20 protein-coding genes are annotated in these 22,644 nt (G+C 44.0%); 15 read left to right on the top strand and 5 right to left on the bottom strand.

The window, feature by feature from the left end:
• The first annotated feature begins 49 nt into the window (after positions 1–49).
• From hinT to L8S15_RS01320, 7 genes are all read left to right on the top strand, one after another.
• Positions 50–400 (top strand): purine nucleoside phosphoramidase, encoded by a 351-nt coding sequence (gene hinT, locus L8S15_RS01350; protein WP_010439874.1) that lies wholly within the window; start codon positions 50–52, stop codon positions 398–400.
• Positions 401–643: 243 nt separating this feature from the next.
• The gene (locus tag L8S15_RS01345) at positions 644–2,035 is read left to right on the top strand and encodes a lipoprotein (protein ID WP_022570804.1); all 1,392 of its coding nucleotides are present in this window, start codon (positions 644–646) and stop codon (positions 2,033–2,035) included.
• Positions 2,035–2,418 carry a YcfL family protein gene (locus tag L8S15_RS01340; protein ID WP_010439879.1) on the top strand — a complete coding sequence of 128 codons (384 nt, stop codon included), beginning with the start codon at positions 2,035–2,037 and terminating at the stop codon, positions 2,416–2,418. Before L8S15_RS01345 ends, L8S15_RS01340 begins: the two co-directional genes overlap by 1 nt.
• 92 nt (positions 2,419–2,510) lie before the next feature.
• Complete coding sequence (lpoB, locus tag L8S15_RS01335) at positions 2,511–3,101, top strand: penicillin-binding protein activator LpoB (protein ID WP_010439883.1); 591 nt, start codon at positions 2,511–2,513, stop codon at positions 3,099–3,101.
• 170 nt (positions 3,102–3,271) lie between these two features.
• On the top strand, positions 3,272–4,126 hold the full coding sequence (locus tag L8S15_RS01330; protein WP_010439886.1) for a phosphotransferase: 855 nt from the start codon (positions 3,272–3,274) through the stop codon (positions 4,124–4,126).
• Positions 4,127–4,235: 109 nt separating this feature from the next.
• Positions 4,236–4,775 carry an alpha/beta hydrolase YcfP gene (gene ycfP, locus L8S15_RS01325; protein ID WP_010439888.1) on the top strand — a complete coding sequence of 180 codons (540 nt, stop codon included), beginning with the start codon at positions 4,236–4,238 and terminating at the stop codon, positions 4,773–4,775.
• A gap of 484 nt (positions 4,776–5,259) precedes the next feature.
• Complete coding sequence (locus L8S15_RS01320) at positions 5,260–6,549, top strand: NAD(P)/FAD-dependent oxidoreductase (RefSeq protein WP_010439890.1); 1,290 nt, start codon at positions 5,260–5,262, stop codon at positions 6,547–6,549.
• A gap of 161 nt (positions 6,550–6,710) precedes the next feature.
• Here L8S15_RS01320 and L8S15_RS01315 read toward each other — a convergent pair whose 3' ends face one another.
• The 4 genes from L8S15_RS01315 to L8S15_RS01300 form a co-directional block, all read right to left on the bottom strand.
• Positions 6,711–7,256, bottom strand: coding sequence for a GNAT family protein (locus L8S15_RS01315; protein ID WP_016788958.1), 546 nt, complete (start codon positions 7,254–7,256; stop codon positions 6,711–6,713).
• Positions 7,257–7,442: 186 nt separating this feature from the next.
• Positions 7,443–8,225 (bottom strand): peptidoglycan binding protein CsiV, encoded by a 783-nt coding sequence (locus tag L8S15_RS01310; protein ID WP_016768551.1) that lies wholly within the window; start codon positions 8,223–8,225, stop codon positions 7,443–7,445.
• A 63-nt stretch (positions 8,226–8,288) separates the two neighbouring features.
• Positions 8,289–11,750 (bottom strand): transcription-repair coupling factor, encoded by a 3,462-nt coding sequence (gene mfd / locus L8S15_RS01305; protein WP_280571922.1) that lies wholly within the window; start codon positions 11,748–11,750, stop codon positions 8,289–8,291.
• Positions 11,751–11,756: 6 nt separating this feature from the next.
• Complete coding sequence (locus tag L8S15_RS01300) at positions 11,757–12,326, bottom strand: hypothetical protein (protein ID WP_016786288.1); 570 nt, start codon at positions 12,324–12,326, stop codon at positions 11,757–11,759.
• Positions 12,327–12,553: 227 nt separating this feature from the next.
• Here L8S15_RS01300 and lolC point away from each other — a divergent pair, with 227 nt between their 5' ends.
• The 3 genes from lolC to lolE are packed head-to-tail and all read left to right on the top strand — an operon-like array spanning position 12,554 to position 15,692.
• Positions 12,554–13,762 (top strand): lipoprotein-releasing ABC transporter permease subunit LolC, encoded by a 1,209-nt coding sequence (gene lolC / locus L8S15_RS01295; RefSeq protein WP_016793332.1) that lies wholly within the window; start codon positions 12,554–12,556, stop codon positions 13,760–13,762.
• A complete protein-coding gene (gene lolD, locus L8S15_RS01290; protein WP_010439900.1) occupies positions 13,755–14,447 on the top strand; it encodes a lipoprotein-releasing ABC transporter ATP-binding protein LolD in 693 nt (230 codons plus the stop codon). Before lolC ends, lolD begins: the two co-directional genes overlap by 8 nt.
• Positions 14,448–15,692, top strand: a complete 1,245-nt coding sequence (gene lolE, locus L8S15_RS01285; RefSeq protein ID WP_010439903.1) for a lipoprotein-releasing ABC transporter permease subunit LolE — start codon at positions 14,448–14,450, stop codon at positions 15,690–15,692. It abuts the gene before it with no gap.
• A gap of 204 nt (positions 15,693–15,896) precedes the next feature.
• On the opposite strand, the gene L8S15_RS01280 is transcribed toward lolE, so the two are convergent.
• Positions 15,897–16,409 (bottom strand): DUF2062 domain-containing protein, encoded by a 513-nt coding sequence (locus L8S15_RS01280; RefSeq protein ID WP_010439904.1) that lies wholly within the window; start codon positions 16,407–16,409, stop codon positions 15,897–15,899.
• 215 nt (positions 16,410–16,624) lie between these two features.
• On the opposite strand from L8S15_RS01280, the gene L8S15_RS01275 reads away from it, so the two are divergent.
• Genes L8S15_RS01275 through kdsB form a run of 5 tightly spaced genes read left to right on the top strand, consistent with a single transcriptional unit; the run spans position 16,625 to position 22,486 of the window.
• Positions 16,625–18,778, top strand: coding sequence for a DNA internalization-related competence protein ComEC/Rec2 (locus tag L8S15_RS01275; RefSeq protein ID WP_010439906.1), 2,154 nt, complete (start codon positions 16,625–16,627; stop codon positions 18,776–18,778).
• Between the two features lie 31 nt (positions 18,779–18,809).
• Positions 18,810–20,558, top strand: a complete 1,749-nt coding sequence (gene msbA, locus L8S15_RS01270) for a lipid A ABC transporter ATP-binding protein/permease MsbA (protein ID WP_010439908.1) — start codon at positions 18,810–18,812, stop codon at positions 20,556–20,558.
• 14 nt (positions 20,559–20,572) lie between these two features.
• On the top strand, positions 20,573–21,580 hold the full coding sequence (gene lpxK / locus L8S15_RS01265) for a tetraacyldisaccharide 4'-kinase (RefSeq protein ID WP_280571921.1): 1,008 nt from the start codon (positions 20,573–20,575) through the stop codon (positions 21,578–21,580).
• Positions 21,561–21,740, top strand: a complete 180-nt coding sequence (locus tag L8S15_RS01260) for a Trm112 family protein (protein ID WP_004736429.1) — start codon at positions 21,561–21,563, stop codon at positions 21,738–21,740. The genes lpxK and L8S15_RS01260 overlap by 20 nt, the downstream gene beginning before the upstream one ends.
• Positions 21,740–22,486: a 3-deoxy-manno-octulosonate cytidylyltransferase gene (kdsB, locus tag L8S15_RS01255; protein WP_017060236.1), complete on the top strand. Its 747-nt coding sequence runs from the start codon at positions 21,740–21,742 to the stop codon at positions 22,484–22,486. Before L8S15_RS01260 ends, kdsB begins: the two co-directional genes overlap by 1 nt.
• Positions 22,487–22,644 lie beyond the last annotated feature (158 nt).

The following is a 22,644-nucleotide window of genomic DNA, read 5'->3' as shown; positions in this document are numbered from 1 at the left end:
TAGCGCATACTCAAAACATTAAAAACTCAATGTTTTATCGGAGAAAAACATGGCTGAAGAAACCATCTTTAGTAAGATCATTAATAAAGAAATCCCTGCAGATCTACTATATCAAGACGACTTAGTAACGGCGTTTCGCGATATTAACCCTCGCGCACCAAGTCATATTCTAATTATCCCTAACAAGCTGATTCCGACAACGAATGATGTTGAAGTGGAAGATGAAGCCATGATGGGGCGCATGTTTACCGTGGCTCGTAAGTTAGCAAAAGAAGAAGGCATCGCAGAAGATGGCTATCGTCTTATCGTAAACTGTAACTCTCACGGTGGCCAAGAGGTATACCATATCCACATGCACTTGGTTGGTGGTCGCCCGCTTGGACCGCTATTGATTAGCTAGTTGAACAATTAGTTGGTTAAGTAATCAGTTGGTTTAGTGAACATGTCGCTGAATGCTTAGCCAGTTAAATGATTGGCTTGTTGGATAAATTGTAGGTTATATGCCAACTTTAAACTTCATCTGTTGTCTGAATAACGGCATCAATTAGGCGAGGCGACACTTTTCAACGTATTTATTTTGAGAGTATTGATTCGCCATTAATCGTATAGAAGTTGGCATTTTAAACATGCACGGAGACGTTAAGTGAAGCAACAGTTTAGATTCGCTTCCATTGCCCTGCTATCGGCGTTGACTGCGGGATGCGCGAGTATGTCGGCAGGAAGTCTGTTCAGCCATTATAGCGCTCAAAACAAAGAGATATACCAAGCAGTGAAGTCTGGAGATTATTCAGAGGCTCAACAAGAGTTACCAGATTACGCAGCAGGAGACATTCTTGATAATTTTGAAAGGGGTAGAATTAACCTGCTTGATCAAAAGTATCCGGAGAGTAAGTCTTCGTTTGAGTTGGCCGACCAGGCAGTAAGAGATCAACAAAGCAAAGCCGTGATCTCAATCTCAGACAGTGCGACCAGCGTTGGTGCATTGGCTGTGAATGACAATATTACCGAGTATGTCCCGCCAGATTATGAATTGGGTTTTCTTCATCTTTATCTCGGCTTAAATTACTTGAAGAAAAACGATTTAGAAGGTGCGGTGATAGAAATGCGTCGCGCCAACCAAGTACAAGAACAAGCAAAGAAACAACGTGAAGCTGAGTTAGAAAGAGCAGCGAGTGATGCCAAGTCTCAAGGTTTATCAGCCAATGTAGGCAGCATTCTTGCGAATTACCCTGATGCGGGTAAAAAGCTGCAATCGGTACAAAATGCCTATTTGATGTTTTTGTCTGGGCTGCTTTATGAAGCATCAAATGATTTAAACAGTGCCTACGTTGACTATCGACGTGCTCTGGCCGTGATGCCAGAAAACCAAGAAATTATCGATAGAACAATGTCGACAGCCGCTCGTTTAGGAATGCGACAAGATTTAGCAACGCTAGAAAAGCGCTATAAGCAATCGTCGAAGCTTGGTAACGGACAAGGGCGAGTGATTGTGCTTCAAGAGCAAAGCGCAGTGCAAGCGATGGATAGTTGGCGACTAGATTTACCTATTTATGACAGTCGTGATCAGGGAGCAATATACTCTTTGGCGCTGCCATACTATCCAAACCAAAACGTCGAACGTTTTTCTGCTTTAAGAATCAATGGGCAGCCTTTGTCTGAAAGCTTAATTACCGACGTGAACGCGATGGCTCAGAATGATTTGTCTGAACGAATGACGAGTATCGTTATTCGCCAAGCGCTGCGTGTTGTGGCAAAAGATCGAATCCGTAAAGAAACCACTCAAGGTAACGATGTAGGTAACATTCTGTTTAATGTGTGGAACACCTTTACTGAGCAACCAGACACGCGCAGTTGGCAATCATTACCTGCCGAGATTAAGAGCAGCACGTTTGTAGCAAATAGTGGTCAATATACGTTAGAAGCAGGCGCTAAAACGTATGATTTCGATATACGAGAAGGGCAGACCACCTTGGTTTGGATTTCTCGACAAGGGAACAACGCAACAATGTGGCATAAACAGCTAGGGAGGCTGTAATGAAAAAGTGGTTAGTGAGCTTCGCAGCGGTTATGGCTCTGGCTGGGTGTGCTGATAATACAGCTGGCGTAAGAGTTGATAGCCTGACTCAGAACGTTTTCTTTGGTGACAAGGTATTGGGTAGCCGTTTATTGGTTGAAGATATCCGTACTGATCAAATCGATGGTCATACTAGAGGAATTGTTCGTTTGAACAGTAACTATAAAGGCGATCAAAATATCCTTTATCGTTTCTACTGGTACGACGATGCTGGTCTTGAGGTCAATTTAAAACAAGGTCCTTGGAAGCAAGCAATTGTTCGTGGTTTTGAAAGTATTTCGTTGTCGGAAGTGTCGGTAAACCCGAGCGCAACTCAGTTCCGAGTTCAGTTCCGAGAGCAGTAAATCAGATTTAAGAAGCGGATCGATTGATTTGCCTATGTAAGTATTTAAGAGTGAGGGTGATGCCCCATTCAGTGATAAATTGAGGAAAGAAAATGAAAAAGAGTGTCATTGCGCTACTAGGTTTAGCGGTTATTTTAGGCGGTTGTTCGAACAAGGTAAGCTACGGTGATGCACAAGCTGTAGAAACCACGACAATCGATTTCGGTTCAACTGATCTTCAAACGATTGCTGGTGAGATGGTTGATAGCATGATGGCTTCAGGTTCAGTGTCTTACATTACTAGTGAGCAGCGTCCAATCGTGTTCGTAGAGCGTATTAAGAACAAAACAAGTGAGCACATCGATACTGAGTCAATCACTGACACTATCAGTACTAAGATGCTGAACTCTGGTAAGTTCCGTTTTGTTGATATGGACCGCGTAGAATCGGTTCGAGATCAACTGAACTTCCAAAACAATGATGAGCTTGTAAATCAAAGTTCAGCGATCCAGTTCGGTAAAATGGTAGGTGCTCAATACATGTTGTATGGCAATCTATCAAGTATCGTTAAGAAAGCGGGTAGCGATGAAGACGTATACTACAAAATGACAATGCGTCTAATGGATCTTGAGTCTGGCCTGATTGAATGGGCTGACGAGACTGAAATCCGTAAGCAACAATCTAAGAGCCTATTGGGTCTTTAATTTCGCTTACTCGCCAACCAAACGCAGCCAGTATTGATAGCGTCTAATCTTGGCTGCACCTAGCTTGGTCACATGCCAATTCAGTGTGTTATACGCTGTTAGTAAAAAGACACTGGCTTTTGGTTAGTGTCTTTTTTTATATGGAAATTAATACGTTATAGGGATGAGCAATGGCAATTTTTTCTTGGTCTGAAGCTAAACTTCTTGATACCAGTTTGAGTTCTCTTGATAGCCACTTCTCTGAACCTCCCATTAGAGCACAGACTTTGACTGGCGGTTTGACTAATCGTTGTTGGAAATTGGTTTCAGCAGGGGGTACTGAGTATGTATGGCGTCCAATCACACCGATCACCAAAGCGTTTTTCATTTCTCGTCATGAAGAGTATCAAGTGCTCTCAACTATTGAACGCCTTGGTATAGGGCCAAGCCCTATCGTCATTAATGAGAGTGGGTTATTGGTCGAGTGGATTGCTGGCGATACGCTCTACGAAGGTTTAGATCTTGATGAATTATTGAAAACGTTGCTCTCAGTACATTTAGTTAACACCAAGCGATTACCCCTCCAACCATTTAGTTTTACTTCGCGAGTCGATCATTATTGGCTCCAGCTAGATGCTATTCACAAGACTGACGTTTACACTCAAATTTATCAACAATGGCGTATTGCTCCGAGTATTCCACATGTCGACTTATCTTTGTGTCATTTTGATTTAGGTGGATACAACCTAGTGCGAAACAGTGACGGGATTAAGATCATTGATTGGGAATATGCCTCGTTAGCAGACCCAAGGCTTGATCTTACGTTAACCATTGCGGTTGCGGATGTCCCGGTGATTGAAGCCGTTAACAAGTACTGTCAACTAAGAGGGATCCATGATGTTCAACCATGGCTAGACGGTGTAGAAGCATGGTTACCAAGAAGTAGAATGATGGCGATGTTATGGTACTTACTGGCTCACCAACTGTGGGGCGATGAAAGTTACTTGCGCGAAGCAGAGGCACTCAGCTGCACTTTCTGTAGTTAGGATCACGTTTAGGAAGTGAAATATATAATTTCGGGGCTCTTCCCTTTAAAACCTTATTTTTCATGTTAGATTTATCTAAGCGTACCAGCATTCAACGGAGGAGGTACAAATGATTATTTACCTGCACGGCTTCGATTCTACAAGCCCTGGCAATCACGAAAAAATACTGCAGTTGCAATTCATTGATGATGACGTTCGTTTCATTAACTACAGTACTTTGCACCCCAAACACGATATGCAACATCTTCTCAAAGAAGTGCATAAAGTGATTGAACAATCAGATGATCCGCATCCTATTATCTGTGGCGTCGGTTTAGGTGGTTTTTGGTCTGAACGAATTGGTTTTTTGTGCGGCATTAAGCAGGTGGTGTTTAACCCTAACCTGCAACCTGAGAACAATATGGTTGGTCGAATTGACCGTCCAGAAGAGTATGAAGACATCGCAACTAAGTGCGTCGCGCAATATCGTATGAAAAATAAAGGACGCTGTTTAGTGGTGCTATCTCGTGAAGATGAAATTCACGATAATACTAAAACCGAAGCGGCGCTCGAAGATTACTACGACATTATCTGGGATGAGAAAGAGAACCATAAGTTCAAAAAAATCTCTCAACACCTTCAAGCAATGAAAGCCTTCAAAAACGCCTAATTACTTCGTTTTATTTTATAAAAGCAGCACCCATGAGTGCTGCTTTTTTACATCTGAAACTGTTGGGGTGATATTGATAAATCTGTTGTATATGGTTTATCGACGAGTTTGCGCAATCGTTAACTAATTCGTGCCGAATCCTCATTAAGGATAAGGATTTTTGTTGCGGTCATCTTTTTGCTATATATAATGTTCTGAAGCAAAATATTTTGATAAATATCAAGAAAAATTGAGAGCGAGTGATAAAACTTGCCCATTATTTGTGTTCTACCTCTCAGGTAGTCACCTTTTATCCATGTAAACAGGACTTCAAACCTGAGTTTGTTGTTCGTATCCCTCTAACTACTCGTGAGTTGCTGTTATTCGTTTTCGCAATTATTAGATAAGCCATAGCCTTTGAGCGCAGGCGAGTAGATACATAGAATTTATCGGTTGGAGTAATCGAGCCGAACCCCATTTATTCATTTTGTAGAGGATTGTCATTGTGACAAAAATTATCGTAGTAGGCGGCGGTGCTGGTGGTTTAGAACTAGCAACCAAGCTAGGCCGCACTTTAGGTCGTAAAAAACGTGCCCAGATTACTCTGGTAGACCGTAAAGCGAGTCACCTATGGAAACCATTACTTCATGAAGTAGCAACGGGCTCATTGGATGAAGGTGTTGATGCATTGAGCTATCGTGCGCATGCAAAAAACCATTACTTCGATTTTCAAATGGGCAGCTTGAACAACATCGATCGTGAGCGCAAAGTGATTGCACTGAGCGAGCTAACAGATGATCACGGTGAACTGCTTATGCCAAGCCGCGAACTTGAATACGATATTCTAGTGATGGCTTTGGGTTCAACGTCAAACGATTTCAACACTCCTGGCGTTCGTGATAACTGTATTTTCCTTGATAGCCCAGAACAAGCGCACCGTTTCCGTACCGAAATGAATAACCAGTTTTTAAAGCTGCACGCTAAGAACGGTCAAGGCACGGTAGATATCGCGATTGTTGGTGCTGGTGCAACGGGTGTTGAGCTTTCTGCAGAGCTACATAATGCAGTGAAAGAACTTCGTACTTACGGCTTTGGTGACCTAGATTCAAGCAAGCTGAACGTAAACCTTGTTGAAGCGGGAGAGCGTATCCTTCCAGCTCTACCTCCTCGTATTTCGAGTGCAGCACACTCTGAGCTAACTAAGCTTGGTGTAAACGTGCGTACCAACACCATGGTGACGCAAGCGGATTCTGAAGGCTTAACTACCAAAGACGGCGATAAGATTCCGGCACAAATCATGGTATGGGCCGCAGGTATCAAAGCACCAGATTTCATGAAAGATATTGGCGGTCTTGAGACTAACCGAATTAATCAACTGGTTGTTAAAAACACGCTGCAAACCACGCTTGATGACAACATCTTTGCTATCGGCGATTTGGCGCAATGTACGCAGGCGGATGGTTCATTTGTTCCACCTCGTGCACAAGCCGCTCACCAAATGGCAAGCTGCGCATTCACTAACATCATTGCTAAGATGAATGGTCGTGACCTGAAAGATTACGTATACAAAGATAAAGGCTCATTGGTTTCATTAAGCCGTTTCTCAACAGTCGGTAGCCTGATGGGTAACCTTACTAAAGGCTCTATGATGGTTGAAGGCCGTATCGCTCGTATCGTCTACATCTCTTTGTACCGAATGCACCAAATGGCACTGCATGGACTAATAAAAACATCGCTAATGATGTTGGTTGGTCGTATTAACCGTGTGCTTCGTCCAAATCTGAAACTTCACTAATCAGGTAAACTTGTTAAAGGCATTACGTTGATAATAAAAAAGAGCTCTTCGGAGCTCTTTTTTAATTGTGTGTACCGTCATATCTGAAAATTGAACGGCTTATCATCTTTTAAAGCAGTAAAGCAGTAAAGCAGTAAAGCAGTAAAGCAGTAAAGCCGCAGTTAAGCAGTTGGCGGTAATACTGAGTAAACCACACCATCTTTTGGTTTGCCGTTAAAGACAAATCGATTCTTGGCAATCGTTTCTCGCTCAGCACCGCATTTCTCGATCAGTTTTTGACTTGGTAGGTTTTCTGTATCACATACAATCTCTAATCGTGTTAATTTCAGTTGAGCAAAGCAAAACTCAAATAATGCCTGCATCGCTTCTTTGGCGAACCCTTTTCTTTGAAATTGATCGCCAACCCAGTAACCCAAACTCGCCATATTAAAGGTATGGTAGAGCTCGTTGATGGCCACCATACCGACCAGTTTTCCGCTGCTGCGTTCGAAAATACCAAAGCCAAACGCATCGGCTTTAACCCAGTTTAAACGAGTCGCCAAAATGAATTTTTCGGCTTCTACGATAGAAAACGTGTCATGACACCAATCAACCCAAGGAAACAAGCTTTGAGATGATTGAACCAATTGAGCAAACTCTGGAGCATCACAAGCTTCAATTATCTTGAGATTGAGACGTTGTGTGTTGATTTGAAAATCAGGGCTCATAAGAAGTACCAAATAAAGAGAGTACTTATAAAGTAAAGTACTTAACAAGACGCCCTCGTAATGGAGGGCGTCTTGAATTGTTATTTATGTATAGTTGGAGCGTTATTTGATAGCTATTTAGCTAGGCCCAAGAACTCAAGCTAAAGCGCTAAGAATCAAATAGCCCTCTAGGCAAAGCCAATTAGCTTACTGCGCTACGCGGCGAACTTGGATCACCATACCTAAAAGCGGATGGTCTAGGTAGTGAGTTTCTGTACTGCGCATACGACGTTTTTGGTCCATACGGTAGCTTTTGAGGAATTCTTCTACTTCAACGGTAGGTGAAACCTCCGTAAGGTTACCGACTTGAACATTGCTTTCTGCGCCGCTTACTGGTGAGTCTAGTTCGATTTGTTGTTCTTGTAGAGTCACTTCACGAACACTTGGTGCTTTTAAATCCAATGTCGTTTCAGCGTATAGGTAATGCTGAACGTAGATTTGTAGCTTGCCGTCTAATTCGTATAGTGGCTTATCAATAGTCTCTTCTTGGAAGCCATCAGCACCTGTCGTGGTAGCTGTGGTGGTTGTAACCGCACCTTTTTCAGAACCATCGACATTAAATTCTTTAGAAAAATCTTTACCTGCTTGAATGTGGAAAACAGGTGCAGAGCTCTTACCTTGGTCACCTTGACGCCAAGCCGTATGCATTAGAACTTCAAACCCCGCGTGTTTACGCAGTTTGTCTTTCTGAGGCGTTAGTTTATATTCCGAGTAAGGAAGCATTTGTACACCTTTCTTTGCTCGATACTGGGTGTCTTGAAATGAACCAACGCGCTCAAGTGAAATTTTAGGCTGTGTGTTTGGCCAAGATTCGTTCACTTTCTCTGCATCAACTGCGCGCTTAAAAATGATCACTTCTATATCAAATTGTCTCTGAGCCAAACTTGGCAATGAGACGAACAATAGTAGCAGTGGGATCAGTCTTTTCATTTTTACTCCGTCTTCCAACCGATCTGTCGGCTGGATAATTTATATGTGCAAGTGTATTGGGTCTTATGCTGATGGCAGTAAGTTCTGTCTGAATTCGCCCAATAGATCACTAACAAATTGAATTCGTTTCCGTCTGTCGACCAATGGTACCGTAAACTTGAACTTAGTTGGTCCTTCCATTGAAAACTTTTGCGGTTGAGATTGCAACAGTTTAACAAGGTAGGTTGGGTTTATGTCAGCGTCTGGGTAGAATTCTAAGAATCCACCCTTTTCGTGAGCCTCAATTTTCTTCACCTTGATAGACGCTGCGGATAATTTAAGCTCTGAAACCGATAACAAGTTCTTGGTTGCATCAGGTAGAAGACCGAAGCGATCAATTAACTCGACTTTCAACTCGGCTAACTCATCGGTATCACTTACGCTCGCGATACGTTTGTACGTAGACAAGCGGGTATTGATGTCCGGGATATAATCGTCTGGCAATAGTGCAGGTAGACGCATCTCAATTTCTGTTTGTTCACGCAATAAGTCATCAAGTGATGGTTCTCGACCCTCTTTCAATGCTTCAACGGCTTGTTCGAGCATTTCCATGTAAAGCGTAAAGCCGACCGACTGAATCTGACCGCTCTGTTCATCACCTAACAGCTCACCTGCACCACGAATCTCTAAGTCATGGGTTGCGAGGGTGAAGCCTGCGCCTAGGTCTTCTAAAGAAGCAATCGCATCTAATCGCTTGATTGCATCTTTCGTCATTGCTTTTGGATGTGGCGTTAGCAAGTAAGCATAAGCTTGATGGTGAGAACGACCCACACGTCCACGCAGTTGGTGCAATTGTGCTAATCCAAGATTATCGGCTCTGTCCATCAAAATGGTGTTTGCCGTAGGTACATCGATACCGGTTTCAATAATCGTGGTACAAACCAACAAGTTAAAGCGTTGATGGTAGAAGTCATTCATGATGCGCTCTAGCTCTCGCTCTCGCATCTGACCATGAGCAACAGTGACACGTGCTTCTGGGATCAGTTTTTGCAGTGACTCAGCCGTCTTTTCAATGGTGTCTACTTGATTGTGTAAGAAGTAAACTTGACCACCACGCATGATTTCACGCAGCACCGCTTCTCTGACGATGGCATCATCATTTTCGCGAACGAAGGTTTTTATCGCCAAGCGTCGAGCTGGTGGTGTTGCGATGATTGATAAGTCACGCATGCCGCTCATCGCCATGTTTAATGTACGAGGAATAGGTGTGGCGGTTAGCGTTAGGATATCGACATCCGCACGCATGGCTTTCACTTTCTCTTTCTGACGCACACCGAAGCGGTGTTCTTCATCGACGACTAACAAGCCAAGATCTTTAAACTTGAGGTCACTAGAAAGTAACTTGTGAGTACCCACTAAGATGTCGACTTTACCGTCGGCGACATCTTGCATGATCAATTTCTGTTCTTTAGCCGACTTAAATCGCGATAGCACTTCGACACGTATCGGTTGGTTCGCGAAACGGTCGCGGAAGTTTTCAAAGTGTTGCTGAGCAAGTAGCGTCGTTGGTACTAACACAGCCACTTGTTTGCTGTTGTCGGTACATACGAATGCCGCGCGCATCGCGACTTCGGTTTTACCAAAGCCAACGTCACCACACACTAAGCGATCCATTGCTTTTGCTTGGCACATGTCAGACATAACGGCATTGATCGCCATTGCTTGGTCATCGGTCTCTTCAAATGGGAAACCCGACTTGAAGGTCGCGTATTGGCCACGGTCGAGTACAAACTTGTAGCCAGGTTTTAGCTCGCGCTTGGCGTAAACATCAAGCAGTTCGGCTGCAACGTCACGGACTTTCTCTGCCGCTCGTTTACGAGCCTTCTGCCAGGCTTCACCACCGAGTTTATGTAGCGGTGCAGAATCTTCAGCGCCACCAGAGTAGCGGCCGATTAAGTTCAGAGAAGCAACAGGTACGTAGAGCTTGGCATCATTTTGATACTCAAGCGTTACGTATTCGGTTTTCATTCCACCGGCTTCTAATGTTTGCAGGCCAATATAGCGACCAATACCGTGGTCAATGTGAACAACGGGCTGACCCGGTTTAAGTTCGGCCAAATGACGGATGACGGTGTCGCTGTTAACGCTTTTTTTGTCTTTTTTGCGGCGCTGAACAACACGATCACCCAACAGGTCGCTTTCACAGATCAGGGCGATATTTTGCTCTTCGTGGATAAAGCCATGCTCAGCAGAACCGAGGATCAGGCTGAACTTGTCTTTGCCTTTAATTGCCGCGTCGAGGTTTTCAACTTCGCTTGGACGAATTTTGATGCCTCGAAGCAATTCACTTAGGGCTTCACGGCGGCCTTCAGACTCAACCGAAAAGACCACTTTGCCGTCGAAGGCTTCAGTGAACTTTCTTAGGTTTGCGAGTGGCTCTTTGTTCTGATGTTGAACACTGAGATCCGGTAGAGGCGCAATAGGTAAATTGACACGTCCGGCTTTCTCTTCAATCGTGTCTAAGCTCAGACTGACCTGTGGCTTCTGTTTGAAATGCGCGAATAGTTCGTCTTTTTTCAGCCAAAGTTGCTCAGGTGTCAGCAGTGGTCGTAATGGATCGACACCGCGCTGTTCGTATCGGTGAGCCACGTCGGTTAGGAAAGCATCAACTGCAGTTTCGACATCACCGAGAATTAAGATTTGCGCTTCGTCGGCAACATAGTCGAATAAGGTTTCGGTATGCTCGAAAAACAGGGGCTGCCAATATTCAATACCAGCAGGCCAAGTGCCTTTAGAAACTTGCATGTAGACAGATTCTGGTTCGCGGCGGGCATCGAACTGTTGACGCCAGCGAATGCGGAAATCTTCAATGGTACTTTCTGAGGTTGGGAACTCGTGAGCAGGCAGCAGTCGGATCTCGGAAATGTCTTCGATCGATCGTTGGTTCTCAGGATCGAAAGTACGAATTGTGTCGATTTCGTCATCGAAAAAGTCGATACGATAAGGATCTTTACTGCCCATCGGGAACAGGTCAAGAATCGAACCACGGCTTGCGTATTCACCAGGGCCAAATACCTGATCAACGTAGCGATAGCCCGACTTTTCAAGTTGAAGACGCAGTTTCTCTAACGAGTACAGATCGCCTGTTTTTACCATTAGAGTGTGTTGTAACAAAAAGTCACGCGGCGACTGACGCTGCAGTAGCGTGCTGATCGGAACGATCGTGATGCCATCTTTTAGTGTCGGTAGTGCATAAAGGCGCGCGATACGGTCAGAAATGATCTCTTGGTGTGGCGAGAAGCTGTCGTATGGTAGTGTTTCCCAATCAGGAAATAGAGCAACTTCTGCCGCTGTAAATTGTTCAATTTCAGATTGAAGTTTAAGCGCAATTTGTGGGTCCGGAACAGCCAATAAAGTATGGCTATTGTGTTGCTCTGCGAGTTTGGCAATGGCAAGAGCGAGAGACGAACCAACGAGGTTACCGATGTGCTTTTTGTCACCGGCTCCTTTGAGTGTAGGTAATGTAAAAATAGATTGTTTAGTCATGTTTATTTACTTGTTATCTCGTTCTAAAGAGCGTTGACGCAAGAGCTTTTGCTGTTGATGAAGCGCCGCTTTGATGAGCAGATCTTGGTCTGTATCGCGAAGGTGAGCATATTTAAATTTGATTTCGAAACCTGAATCTTTAGCTTCGCTAGCAAACACTTCCGCATAACAATAAATGGCAGCCGCTGGGTGTTCTAAAAAAAGCTTGGCTTTTACCAAACGACCCGGTTCTATGTCTGCTTTTGAAAAACAGGAAAACTGACTCGCACCGAATGAGTAGGTGTGAGTTCGAAACTTCTCATCATCTTGTTGCGATAACATGAAGCTCAACAAGAGGTTTAACTTAGAGTTTTGCGCGTCTAATAAGCTGGTGATATTCTTCAAGTCGCTATTTTTCAGTTCAGCACGAGCACTGTCGGCTAACAGGTCCAACTGGCTAAATTCACTTGCCACAACAAAGGGAGCAGGGATCTCGGATTCGAACTGAATTTGAGAGGGTAAAGTGAAGTTACTTTCCATTGGCTCTATATTAGCAGTAAGGCTGTGGTGAACGGTGAAAAACTCTTGTTCTGTCATGCGTTAGTTCCTTGAAGTGATCTATTGATTATCGCTATGTGGCCGCAGTAATCAAGGTCAGTTAATTGAAAGTCCTAAATAGTTGTTTGAAATTTGTAGATTTGACAAGGTTCTGTTTTTCAAGCCTAACTAATTGAGTTAATTCACTCTATATTTTCAATTACCCCCTACACAGTAACAGCAATACCCGTTACATTAACCCGCATCCCTTTTTGATGGTTCAAAGTATGTTTCATCCTATTTCAGTGTTTGTTGGCCTGCGTTATTTGAAAGGCCGTTCAGGTGATCGCTTTAGCCGTTTTGTTTCTTATATGTCGACAGCAGGTATCACCATTGGTGTGCTGTCTCTGATTACTGTTTTATCGGTAATGAATGGATTCGAAGCGCAGTTAAAAGACCGAATTCTTGGCGTTCTTCCTCAAGCTGTGGTTTATGAGCAAGGAGGGACGACCTCTTTTTCTGAACAAGCGCCAAGCTTTGCAGAGCAGATTTCTCTCAATGGTCATGTTGAGCCGATTGTACGCAGTGAGGCGGTAATTCAAAGTCCGGCTCAACTGTCTGCAGGCCTTTTGATTGGCATCGAACCTAATTCAGATGACCCTCTTCAGAACCACTTGATTGCGGGTAGATTGTCTTCACTGAAAGCGGGTCAGTATCAGTTGTTCCTTGGCCATACTTTGGCGAGAAACTTGAAAGTATCTATGGGTGACAAAGTTCGCCTAATGGTGACCAGTGCTAGCCAATATACGCCTCTAGGACGAATCCCAAGTCAAAGAAACTTCACAGTAGCGGGTATTTTCAATACGGGATCTGATATCGATGCTCAATTGATGGTGACAGATATCCAAGATGCCGGGCGTTTGATGCGTTACAAGTCTGACACGATTTCAGGTTGGCGACTGTTTTTTGATGACCCGTTTGAAGTAGCAAAATTATCAAACCAGCCTCTGCCTGAAGGTTGGGTATGGAGCGACTGGCGTGATCAACGCGGTGAACTATTCCAAGCCGTTCGCATGGAAAAAAACATGATGGGTTTGATGCTTGGGCTGATCATTGGTGTTGCTGCATTCAATATTATCTCCGCACTTATCATGGTGGTGATGGAGAAACAGTCTGAAGTGGCTATTCTTAAAACCCAAGGCATGACCGATGGTCAAGTGATGGGGATTTTCATGGTTCAAGGTGCCAGCAGTGGCGTTATTGGCGCGTTATCTGGTGGTGTATTAGGTATTATCTTAGCCATGAACCTAAATACTATTTTAGAAGCGATGGGCGTGGCTCTGTTCTCGTTTGGTGGGCAACTGCCAATCATGATCAACCCAGTTCAAATCGCCGTTGTTGTGGTGTTGGCTATTGCACTTAGCCTGATTGCCACTGTGTTCCCTTCTTATCGTGCATCATCTGTGAAACCTGCTGAGGCCCTTCGTTATGAGTAATTTTCTTCAATGTAATGATATCCGTAAAACGTACCGTGAAGGCTCGTTGGATACAGAGGTTCTTAAGGGAGTCAGCTTTGAAATCGAAAAAGGTGAATTGGTTGCTATCATTGGTACCTCTGGTTCCGGTAAAAGTACCTTACTGCATATCCTTGGTGCGTTAGATGATGCTTCGGCGGGCAGTGTGAGCTTTCTCGGGCAAGACTTAGCATCTTTGAGTTCGAATAAGCAGGCGAAGCTTCGCAATCAACATCTCGGCTTTGTTTATCAATTCCATCACCTTCTTTCGGACTTTTCAGCGTTGGAAAATGTGGCAATGCCTCTGCTTATTGGAGGCGAGAAACCAGCTAAAGCAAAAGAAGAAGCACAACGTTTACTAGATAAAGTGGGGCTAAGTCATCGTGTCGACCACCGACCTTCAGAGCTTTCTGGTGGTGAAAGACAACGAGTGGCGATTGCACGAGCTTTAGTTAACAAACCCGCGTTAGTGTTAGCGGATGAGCCGACAGGTAACCTCGACCACAACACCGCACTCTCTATCTATGACTTAATGCGCGAATTGAACCACGAATACGATACTGCTTTCTTGGTTGTAACGCATGATGGTGAGCTTGCGGGTAAGATGGACCGCCAACTGCACATGCAAGACGGTTTATTGGTTAACGTAGAAAAAGAGGAGAGCTAAGTGTTTTCTTCTTTATCTCTGTTGATAGGCGGCCGATTTAGTCGAGCAAAGCAACGAGACAAGATGGTCTCGTTCATCTCTTTGTCTTCGACGATCGGTATTGCTGTCGGCGTCGCGGTGATCATCATTGGTTTATCTGCGATGAATGGCTTTGAGCGTGAACTGCAGTCCCGAGTACTTTCTGTTATCCCGCATGGAGAATTTGAGGGAGTCAATGAACCTGTGACACGTTGGGAGCATGTGATCGAGCAAGCGACCCAACATGATGATGTGGTAGCGGCTGCGCCTTATGTGAAAATTACTGCGCTTGCCGAAAAAGGCAAAGAGCTCAAAGCAATTGAAGTTCGCGGTGTTGATCCACAACTTGAACAACAGGTATCAAGCCTATCGAGTTTTATCGATAAACAAGCTTGGAGCGAGTTTAAGGCAGGACAACAACAGATCATTCTGGGCTCTGGTGTAGCGAATGTGTTGGGTGCGAAAGTGGGTGATTACCTGACTTTGATGATTCCAACGGTAAACGGTTCTGTGAAGGTTCAGGCGCCAAAGCGTGTTCGCGTTAAAGTGGTAGGCTTGCTGACTCTAAATGGCCAAATAGACCACAGCTTGGCTCTAATCCCTATTGGCGATGCTCAAGTTTACGCTAACTTAGGGGAGGCAGTGACTGGGGTTTCTTTAAAAGTGATCGATGTTCTGAATGCAAACTCGATTGTGCGTGAAGTTGGCAATCAGCTTGACGTGTATGTGTATCTTCGCAGCTGGCAACAGAAGTTTGGTTTCTTATACCGCGATATTCAGTTGGTTCGCACCATCATGTATCTAGTAATGGTACTGGTTATCGGTGTGGCTTGTTTCAATATTGTCTCGACTCTAATGATGGCAGTAAAAGACAGAGCATCAGAAATTGCCATTTTAAGAACCATGGGCGCATCGGATGGACTTGTGAAACGCATTTTTGTTTGGCAGGGCGTGTTTTCGGGCGTATTAGGTAGCTTAATTGGCAGTGCGATAGGTGTCTTAGTCGCGCTTAATCTAACGACTATTATCAAAGGGCTTGAGAAGCTTATTGATCACCAATTTTTGTCCGGTGATATCTATTTTGTCGACTTCTTGCCTTCGCAGCTCGATATGACAGATGTTGTTGTCGTTTCTGGTACTGCTATTGTTCTGAGCCTACTGGCTACGTGGTACCCAGCATCACGAGCGGCTAAGTTGAACCCAGCAGCGGTGCTTAGTTCAAAATAACATGTCTTATTAATAGCCTTGGTTCTTAATAAGGAATAAGCCGCACTTCGACAGATATAAAAAAGGATCCCTAGCGGGATCCTTTTTTATTGAATTCAAACTGTAATATTTACAACTCTGATTACATAGCAATCTTGTAGAGATCCGTGACTCATCTGATTTTTACTGTTGTCCGTTTAAAATAACGAGTAAATGAGTATAGGTTCAATACCTTGCTTGTCGCTTCTTCCAACTTCTTACTACTGAGTAACGCCATAAACCTCGAATACCAAAGTAGCCAATCATTGCTGAAACCACACCACAAATCAGACAACCCAGTAAGAATGGTGGCCCGATTGTGCTCATTTGCGCCAAGATGAAATCCCAAGACAGTTCGAAATGAAAAGCTTGAGGCGGAACATGCATCACAAACGCTCCGACTTTATAAGCAAAGTAGAAGAGTACTGGCATGGTGACCGGGTTGCTGATCCAAACGAGTGCGACGGCCAAAGGTAGGTTCACGCCACATGCGACAGCAAGACCAGCAGACATAATCATTTGACTTGGAAGAGGGACAAACGCCATGAATAACCCAACAGCAAACGCACCAGCCGCAGAGCGACGATTAAGGCACCATAAGTTGGGGTTGTACAAAACATTGCCAAAAACTTTCAATGCTTTCTGACGCTTGATTAGCTCATGGTCAGGCATAAATCGTTTAATAAACTTTCTTGGCATAGGAGGAAGCTACTCTCTTGTTTAACTCTTGGTTCTTGATTTCATTCGCTGTGACAGTTGTGTCAGCTAGCTTTTGGCCTGTGATGCCACATTGGGTTTGGGCACCATTGATGCTGTTGTTACTTTTAGCATCAACAAAGTATAGCGTTTTCCGGAGAGCAAGAGGTTCAGTAACAGCCTTGATACTAGTTATCTGTCTAGGGAATGTGATTGAAATGCAGACAAGTCGATTATTTCAATCAGGGCAGAATACTACCATAAATGCGTCAGTTGTTAGCCTTTTTAGTGAAAATAGCCATGGTTTTGAAAGCGTAATAGTAGCTAGATCAATTGGCGGCGAAAAATTAATCTTCCCTCAATTGATAAAACTGAGATTATTTACTCCATTCAAGTTAACGCTTGGAGACCGTGTCTATTTATCGATGTCAATAAAGCCCGTATGGGGCAAACTCAATGAAGCGGGCTTTGATCTCGAAAAGCATCTGTTTAGTGCTGGAGTGGTGGCCAACGCAAGTTACCGAGCAGAGACTAAATATCGAATTCACTCAAGCACCAACTTACGTTCTCAGTGGTTTGAAAGCAGTTTAGAAAGATTGAGCCAACTAGCGAATGCCGACCTCATTATGGCGTTGAGTTTTGGTTATCGAGACCTTATTCCGCCCCAGCGATGGGATTTGCTTAAAAGCAGTGGGTTGATTCACTTGATGGCTATTTCTGGATTGCATATCAGTATAGCCTTCGGCATTGGTTATCAGTTGGGGAAGTTAGTTAGATTATTATCCCCTCAGCTTCTTTGGCTACCTACACTGTTCGGGTTAGGGTTGGCGTACTTTTACAGTTGGTTTGCTGGCTTTACATTACCGACGTTAAGGGCGCTTGTGATGTGTGTTATCGCAAGCTATTTCTTGTGGCGTGGTCAAAATATCAGCTTGGTCCGTTATGTGGCTTTAAGTCTGTGCGTGGTCTTATTGATTTGGCCATTCTCAGCATTGTCGAGTAGCTTTTGGTTGTCCTTTGGTGCCTTGGGCGCTGTTCTCTATATTGCTTCAAACAATGCCCCATCTTCTTTAGATGTCACGCTTACGAGCCGAGTATTACAACTCATCAAAATACAGCTAATGCTGACAATACTTATCGCTCCCTTTTCTATGTTGTTCTTTGAAGGGGTTAGCCTGATCTCGGTTTTCTATAACTTACTACTTCTGCCTTGGGTATCGTTGGTAACGATTCCATTATTGTTTTTGGCAATGTTTATCAGTTTCTTATCTGAGTCGGTATTCGGTGCAAGTGGATCAGTGTTGTTAGCAAGCGAGTGGGAGTTGTTAGGCAAGGGCTTTGCTGGTCATTTGTGGGAGCTGGTTGATTTGTCGCTTGAGCCCCTTGTCTTTAGCCTGCCATTTTCGGAAAGGTTTTGGATTCAAGTTGATAACCACACCATTGAGCTATCTGTATTACTCATCTTGTTTTTCGGTTTTTGTAGCCGATACCTCCAACGAACGTTATCGATATTTGTCGTTATAGTCTTTGTATTGTGGTGGGAGTTTGGCAAGTTCAAGCATGACACATTAAGAATTGATATTTTGGATGTTGGACATGGACTGTCTTTGGTTTTGGAAAAGAACACTCAAGTTGTAGTCTATGACCTTGGTAACGCGTGGCCTGGGGGCTCAATTGTAGAGTCTTTACTGATCCCTACTTTAAATCAGAGGGGAATTCATGAATTGGACGGTGTTATTGTTAGCCATTTTGATTCCGACCATGCTGGTGGCTATCCGGCGTTACTTGAAAACTACACGCCAAAGTGGGTAAGGGTCAGTCAGAGTTTCAATGAACAAACTCATCTTAATACTCAAGCCCAGCTTAATCTTCAAGCATGTATTCTCGGAGAAAGTTGGAACTGGCAAGGTGTCGATTTTAAGGTTTTATGGCCACCTCAAAGAGCGAAGAGGGCGTACAACCCACATTCGTGTGTCGTAAGGCTTTCTGCTCCTGCTTCTGAGTTCTCAATGTTGCTCACTGGTGATATTGAATTGGTCAGTGAGTGGTTACTTTCTCGTGAAGGTGACCAACTTCGAAGTGATGTCATGTTGGTTCCACATCACGGTAGTGACTCATCGTCGATCAAGTCCTTTATTAAAGCCGTATCTCCTCAACTAGCGATAGCTTCTCTGGCCAAAGGTAATCAATGGGGAATGCCGAACGAATCAGTTGTCGGACGGTATAAAGAGGCGGGGAGTGTTTGGCTTGATACTGGAGAGAGTGGGCAAATAACCATCACTCTTAGTAAAGAAGGTTGGCAATATCATGCGATTAGAGAACAACAAGGCGGGCAGTGGTATAGGCAGATGCTTCGTAAGGGAGTAGAATAGATAGATTATTGTGAGAAAATTAAGCGATTCTATGTCAACACAAACAGATGAAACTACCTGGGTCACATTTAAAAGACTTTGGACTTATATTCGACTATATAAGGCAGGCCTAGGTGTTGCGGTTATTGCGCTTATTATAAATGCCGTCTCTGATACCTATATGATTTCCTTACTAAAGCCGTTACTTGATGAAGGCTTTGGTAATGCTGAATCTGACTTTTTACGCACGCTTCCAATTATCATCTTTGTCATGATGTTCGTTCGTGGCGTCAGTGGTTTTGTGTCAACCTATTGCTTGAGCTGGGTCTCTGGCAATGTGGTGATGGAAATTCGTCGAAAAATCTTTAGCCATTTCATGCATATGCCGGTTTCTTTCTTTGATAAAGAACAGACAGGCGCATTGTTATCTCGAATTACGTACGATTCAGAACAAGTGTCTGCTGCCACCAGTAAAGCGTTAGTCAGTATTGTTCGTGAAGGTGCAAGTATTATTGGCTTACTGACGCTGATGTTCTGGAATAGTTGGCAGTTGTCTTTGGTGTTATTCGCTGTAGCGCCTCTTGTCGCGTGGGCGATCAGTATCGTATCGAAGCGATTCAGAAAGATCTCCAAGAATATGCAAACCAGTATGGGTCATGTTGCTTCTTCAGCTGAACAAATGCTGAAAGGGCATAAAGTGGTTCTAACTTACGGTGGTCAAGACCTAGAAAAACATCGCTTTGATAAAGTTAGTAATCAAATGCGCCAACAAAGCATGAAACTAATCACTGCTCAAGCGGCTGCTAACCCAATCATTCAGATGATCGCGTCAGTGGCGATTGTTGTTGTTCTATTCCTTGCTAGTGTTGACTCTATTAAAGCTGAGCTTACCCCTGGTACGTTTACCGTTGTCTTCTCTGCAATGTTTGGTTTACTACGTCCGCTAAAAGCATTAACCAACGTAACGTCTGAATTCCAACGTGGTATGGCAGCAAGTACCACTCTATTTGGTTTGATGGATCTAGATACAGAGCAAAATAAAGGTACGTTGAAGCCTGAAACGGTAACGGGTGAAGTTGCGGTTAAAGATGTGACTTTTACCTATGACGGAGCAGAGAAACCAGCACTCGACAAGGTGAGTTTCAAAATTCCCAAAGGTAAAACGGTTGCACTTGTTGGGCGTTCAGGTTCGGGCAAGAGTACCATTGCCAACCTGTTTACTCGTTTTTATGACGTAGATTCAGGCTCTATCGAACTTGATGGACATGATATTCGTGATTACGAATTGAGGAATCTACGTGAGCACTTTGCCCTTGTTTCTCAGAATGTGCACTTGTTTAACGACTCGGTAGCGAACAACATCGCGTATGCAGCTGAAGAAAAATATTCTCGCGAACAGATTGAACACGCGGCTAAACTTGCTCATGCGAGTGAGTTTATTGAGGGCATGGAAAATGGCATTGATACGGTTGTAGGTGAGAATGGTGCGAGTCTTTCTGGTGGACAAAGACAGCGGATTGCGATTGCACGAGCTTTATTGAGAGATGCCCCTGTGTTGATTCTTGATGAAGCAACGTCTGCACTGGATACAGAATCAGAAAGAGCCATTCAATCTGCCCTAGAAGAGCTACAAAAAGACAAAACAGTACTGGTGATCGCTCACCGACTATCGACCATCGAGCAAGCTGATGAGATTTTAGTGGTTGATGACGGTCACATTGTCGAAAGAGGTGCACACGCTGAGCTAATTGCACATGATGGCGCTTATGCTCAACTGCACCGAATTCAGTTTAGCGGATAAGATTAGGTCTTGTTGTGATCGAAAAGATTTGGTTTAACAATCACCCGTTAAAATACATTCTCTGGCCGTTATTATGGCCATTGAGTTTGCTGTTCAAAATGATCAGTAGCCGACGTCGTGACGCTTATCTATCGAGGAAAAAAGAGACCTACCGTCCACCATTGCCTGTGATTGTTGTTGGTAATATTACTGCTGGTGGCAATGGTAAAACACCGGTTGTGATTTGGTTGGTCGAGATGCTGCAGGCTAACGGCTTTAAACCCGGAGTCGTTTCCCGAGGCTATGGGGCAAAAGCACCAAGCTACCCGTTAGTGTTGGATGAGAGCACGCCAGCTGAACATTCTGGTGATGAACCTCGTTTAATCAGAAAGCGAACGGGTGCGCCTGTAGCGGTTGACCCTGTGCGTGCAAACGCGGTGAAAGCTTTATTGAATGAAGGTGTTAATGTCATTATCACTGATGATGGCCTTCAGCATTATGCACTTGAACGCGATATTGAGTTTGCGGTTATCGATGGTGCGAGACGCTTTGGTAGTGAATGCCTCATTCCTTTGGGGCCGTTAAGAGAGCCAGTATCTCGTTTAGATGACGTAGATTTTTTGGTTAACAATGGCGGTGAAGTGCAGGGACGGGAGTTCTCGATGTCTTTGCTTCCAAGCCAAGCAGTTAACCTAAAGACGGGTCAGAAAATATCGGTAGCAGAACTAAATAAGCTGGTGGCTTTTGCTGGTATTGGCCACCCACCGCGCTTTTTTAAAACATTGGAAGATCTTGATGGTGATGTGGTTTTCACACAGGGCTTCGCCGACCATCAAGATTTTGATAAAGATGAACTTCATGCCTTAGCTAATAAAGGTATGAATCTGATTATGACAGAAAAAGACGCTGTAAAATGCGAAGAATATGCGCAAGATAACTGGTGGTATCTTCCAGTTTCTGCGCAGTTTGATGAAGATTCGCAACAGCAAATTTTAAAAAGAATAAAAGAGGTTATGGAATACTATGGATCACCGTCTACTTGAGATCGTTGCTTGCCCTGTATGTAAAGGTAAACTAACTTTTGACAAGGATAAGCAAGAGCTTGTTTGTAAAATTGATCGCCTTGCTTACCCAATTAAAGAGGGTATTCCTGTTCTTTTAGAACCTGAAGCTCGCACCGTTTCTATGGATGAGGGTAAGTAATGTCTTATACGGTTGTTATACCTGCAAGATACCAATCGAGCCGTTTACCAGGGAAGCCACTTGCTGACATTGGTGGAAAGCCGATGATTCAATGGGTATACGAACAGTCAATGAAAGCGGGTGCCGATAACGTTATTATCGCTACCGACGACGCTCGAGTTGAAAAAGCGGCTAAAGCATTTGGCGCGACCGTTTGTATGACATCACCGAATCACGAATCGGGCACTGAACGCCTAGCTGAAGTGATTGAAGTGATGAACATTCCTGATGATCATATTATCGTGAATGTTCAAGGTGATGAGCCACTTATCCCACCTTCGATCATTAATCAGGTTGCCAATAATCTTGCGAACAGTACAGCTCCGATGGCAACGTTAGGTGTGGAAATTACTCATGCTGATGAAGTGTTTAACCCTAATGCCGTTAAAGTTGTAACTGATAAAGACGGTTACGCCTTGTATTTTAGCCGAGCAACCATACCTTGGGATCGCGATGCTTACGCGAACAACGGTACTGCAGCGGAATCTCCTTTGCTTCGTCATATTGGTATCTATGCTTACCGAGCGGGTTTTATCAATACCTACATCAATTGGGAACCAAGCACTCTTGAGCGCATTGAGTGCCTAGAGCAATTACGCGTGCTTTGGTACGGTGAAAAAATCCACGTAGATGTTGCGGCGGAAGCGCCGGCTGCTGGTGTTGATACGCCTGAAGACCTAGAAGCGGTTCGAGCTATTATTGGCTAAGCTTCTTTGAGCGAGTTCTTCTTTGCTCTACAAAATGAAAAATGATGAGCCTTGCCTATTGCGAGGCTTTTTTCTATCTACCGAAAAGTGCGCTATCGAAAAGCGCGTGTGTGTCTTATTGACCTAAGCAAACGGATATTGAGATAGTTGCATTGGTT

This window comes from Vibrio sp. S/42/10 (assembly GCF_029890535.1).
Taxonomy (GTDB): Bacteria; Pseudomonadota; Gammaproteobacteria; order Enterobacterales; family Vibrionaceae; genus Vibrio; species Vibrio cyclitrophicus.
This window is presented reverse-complemented; position numbering and strand designations above follow the sequence as displayed.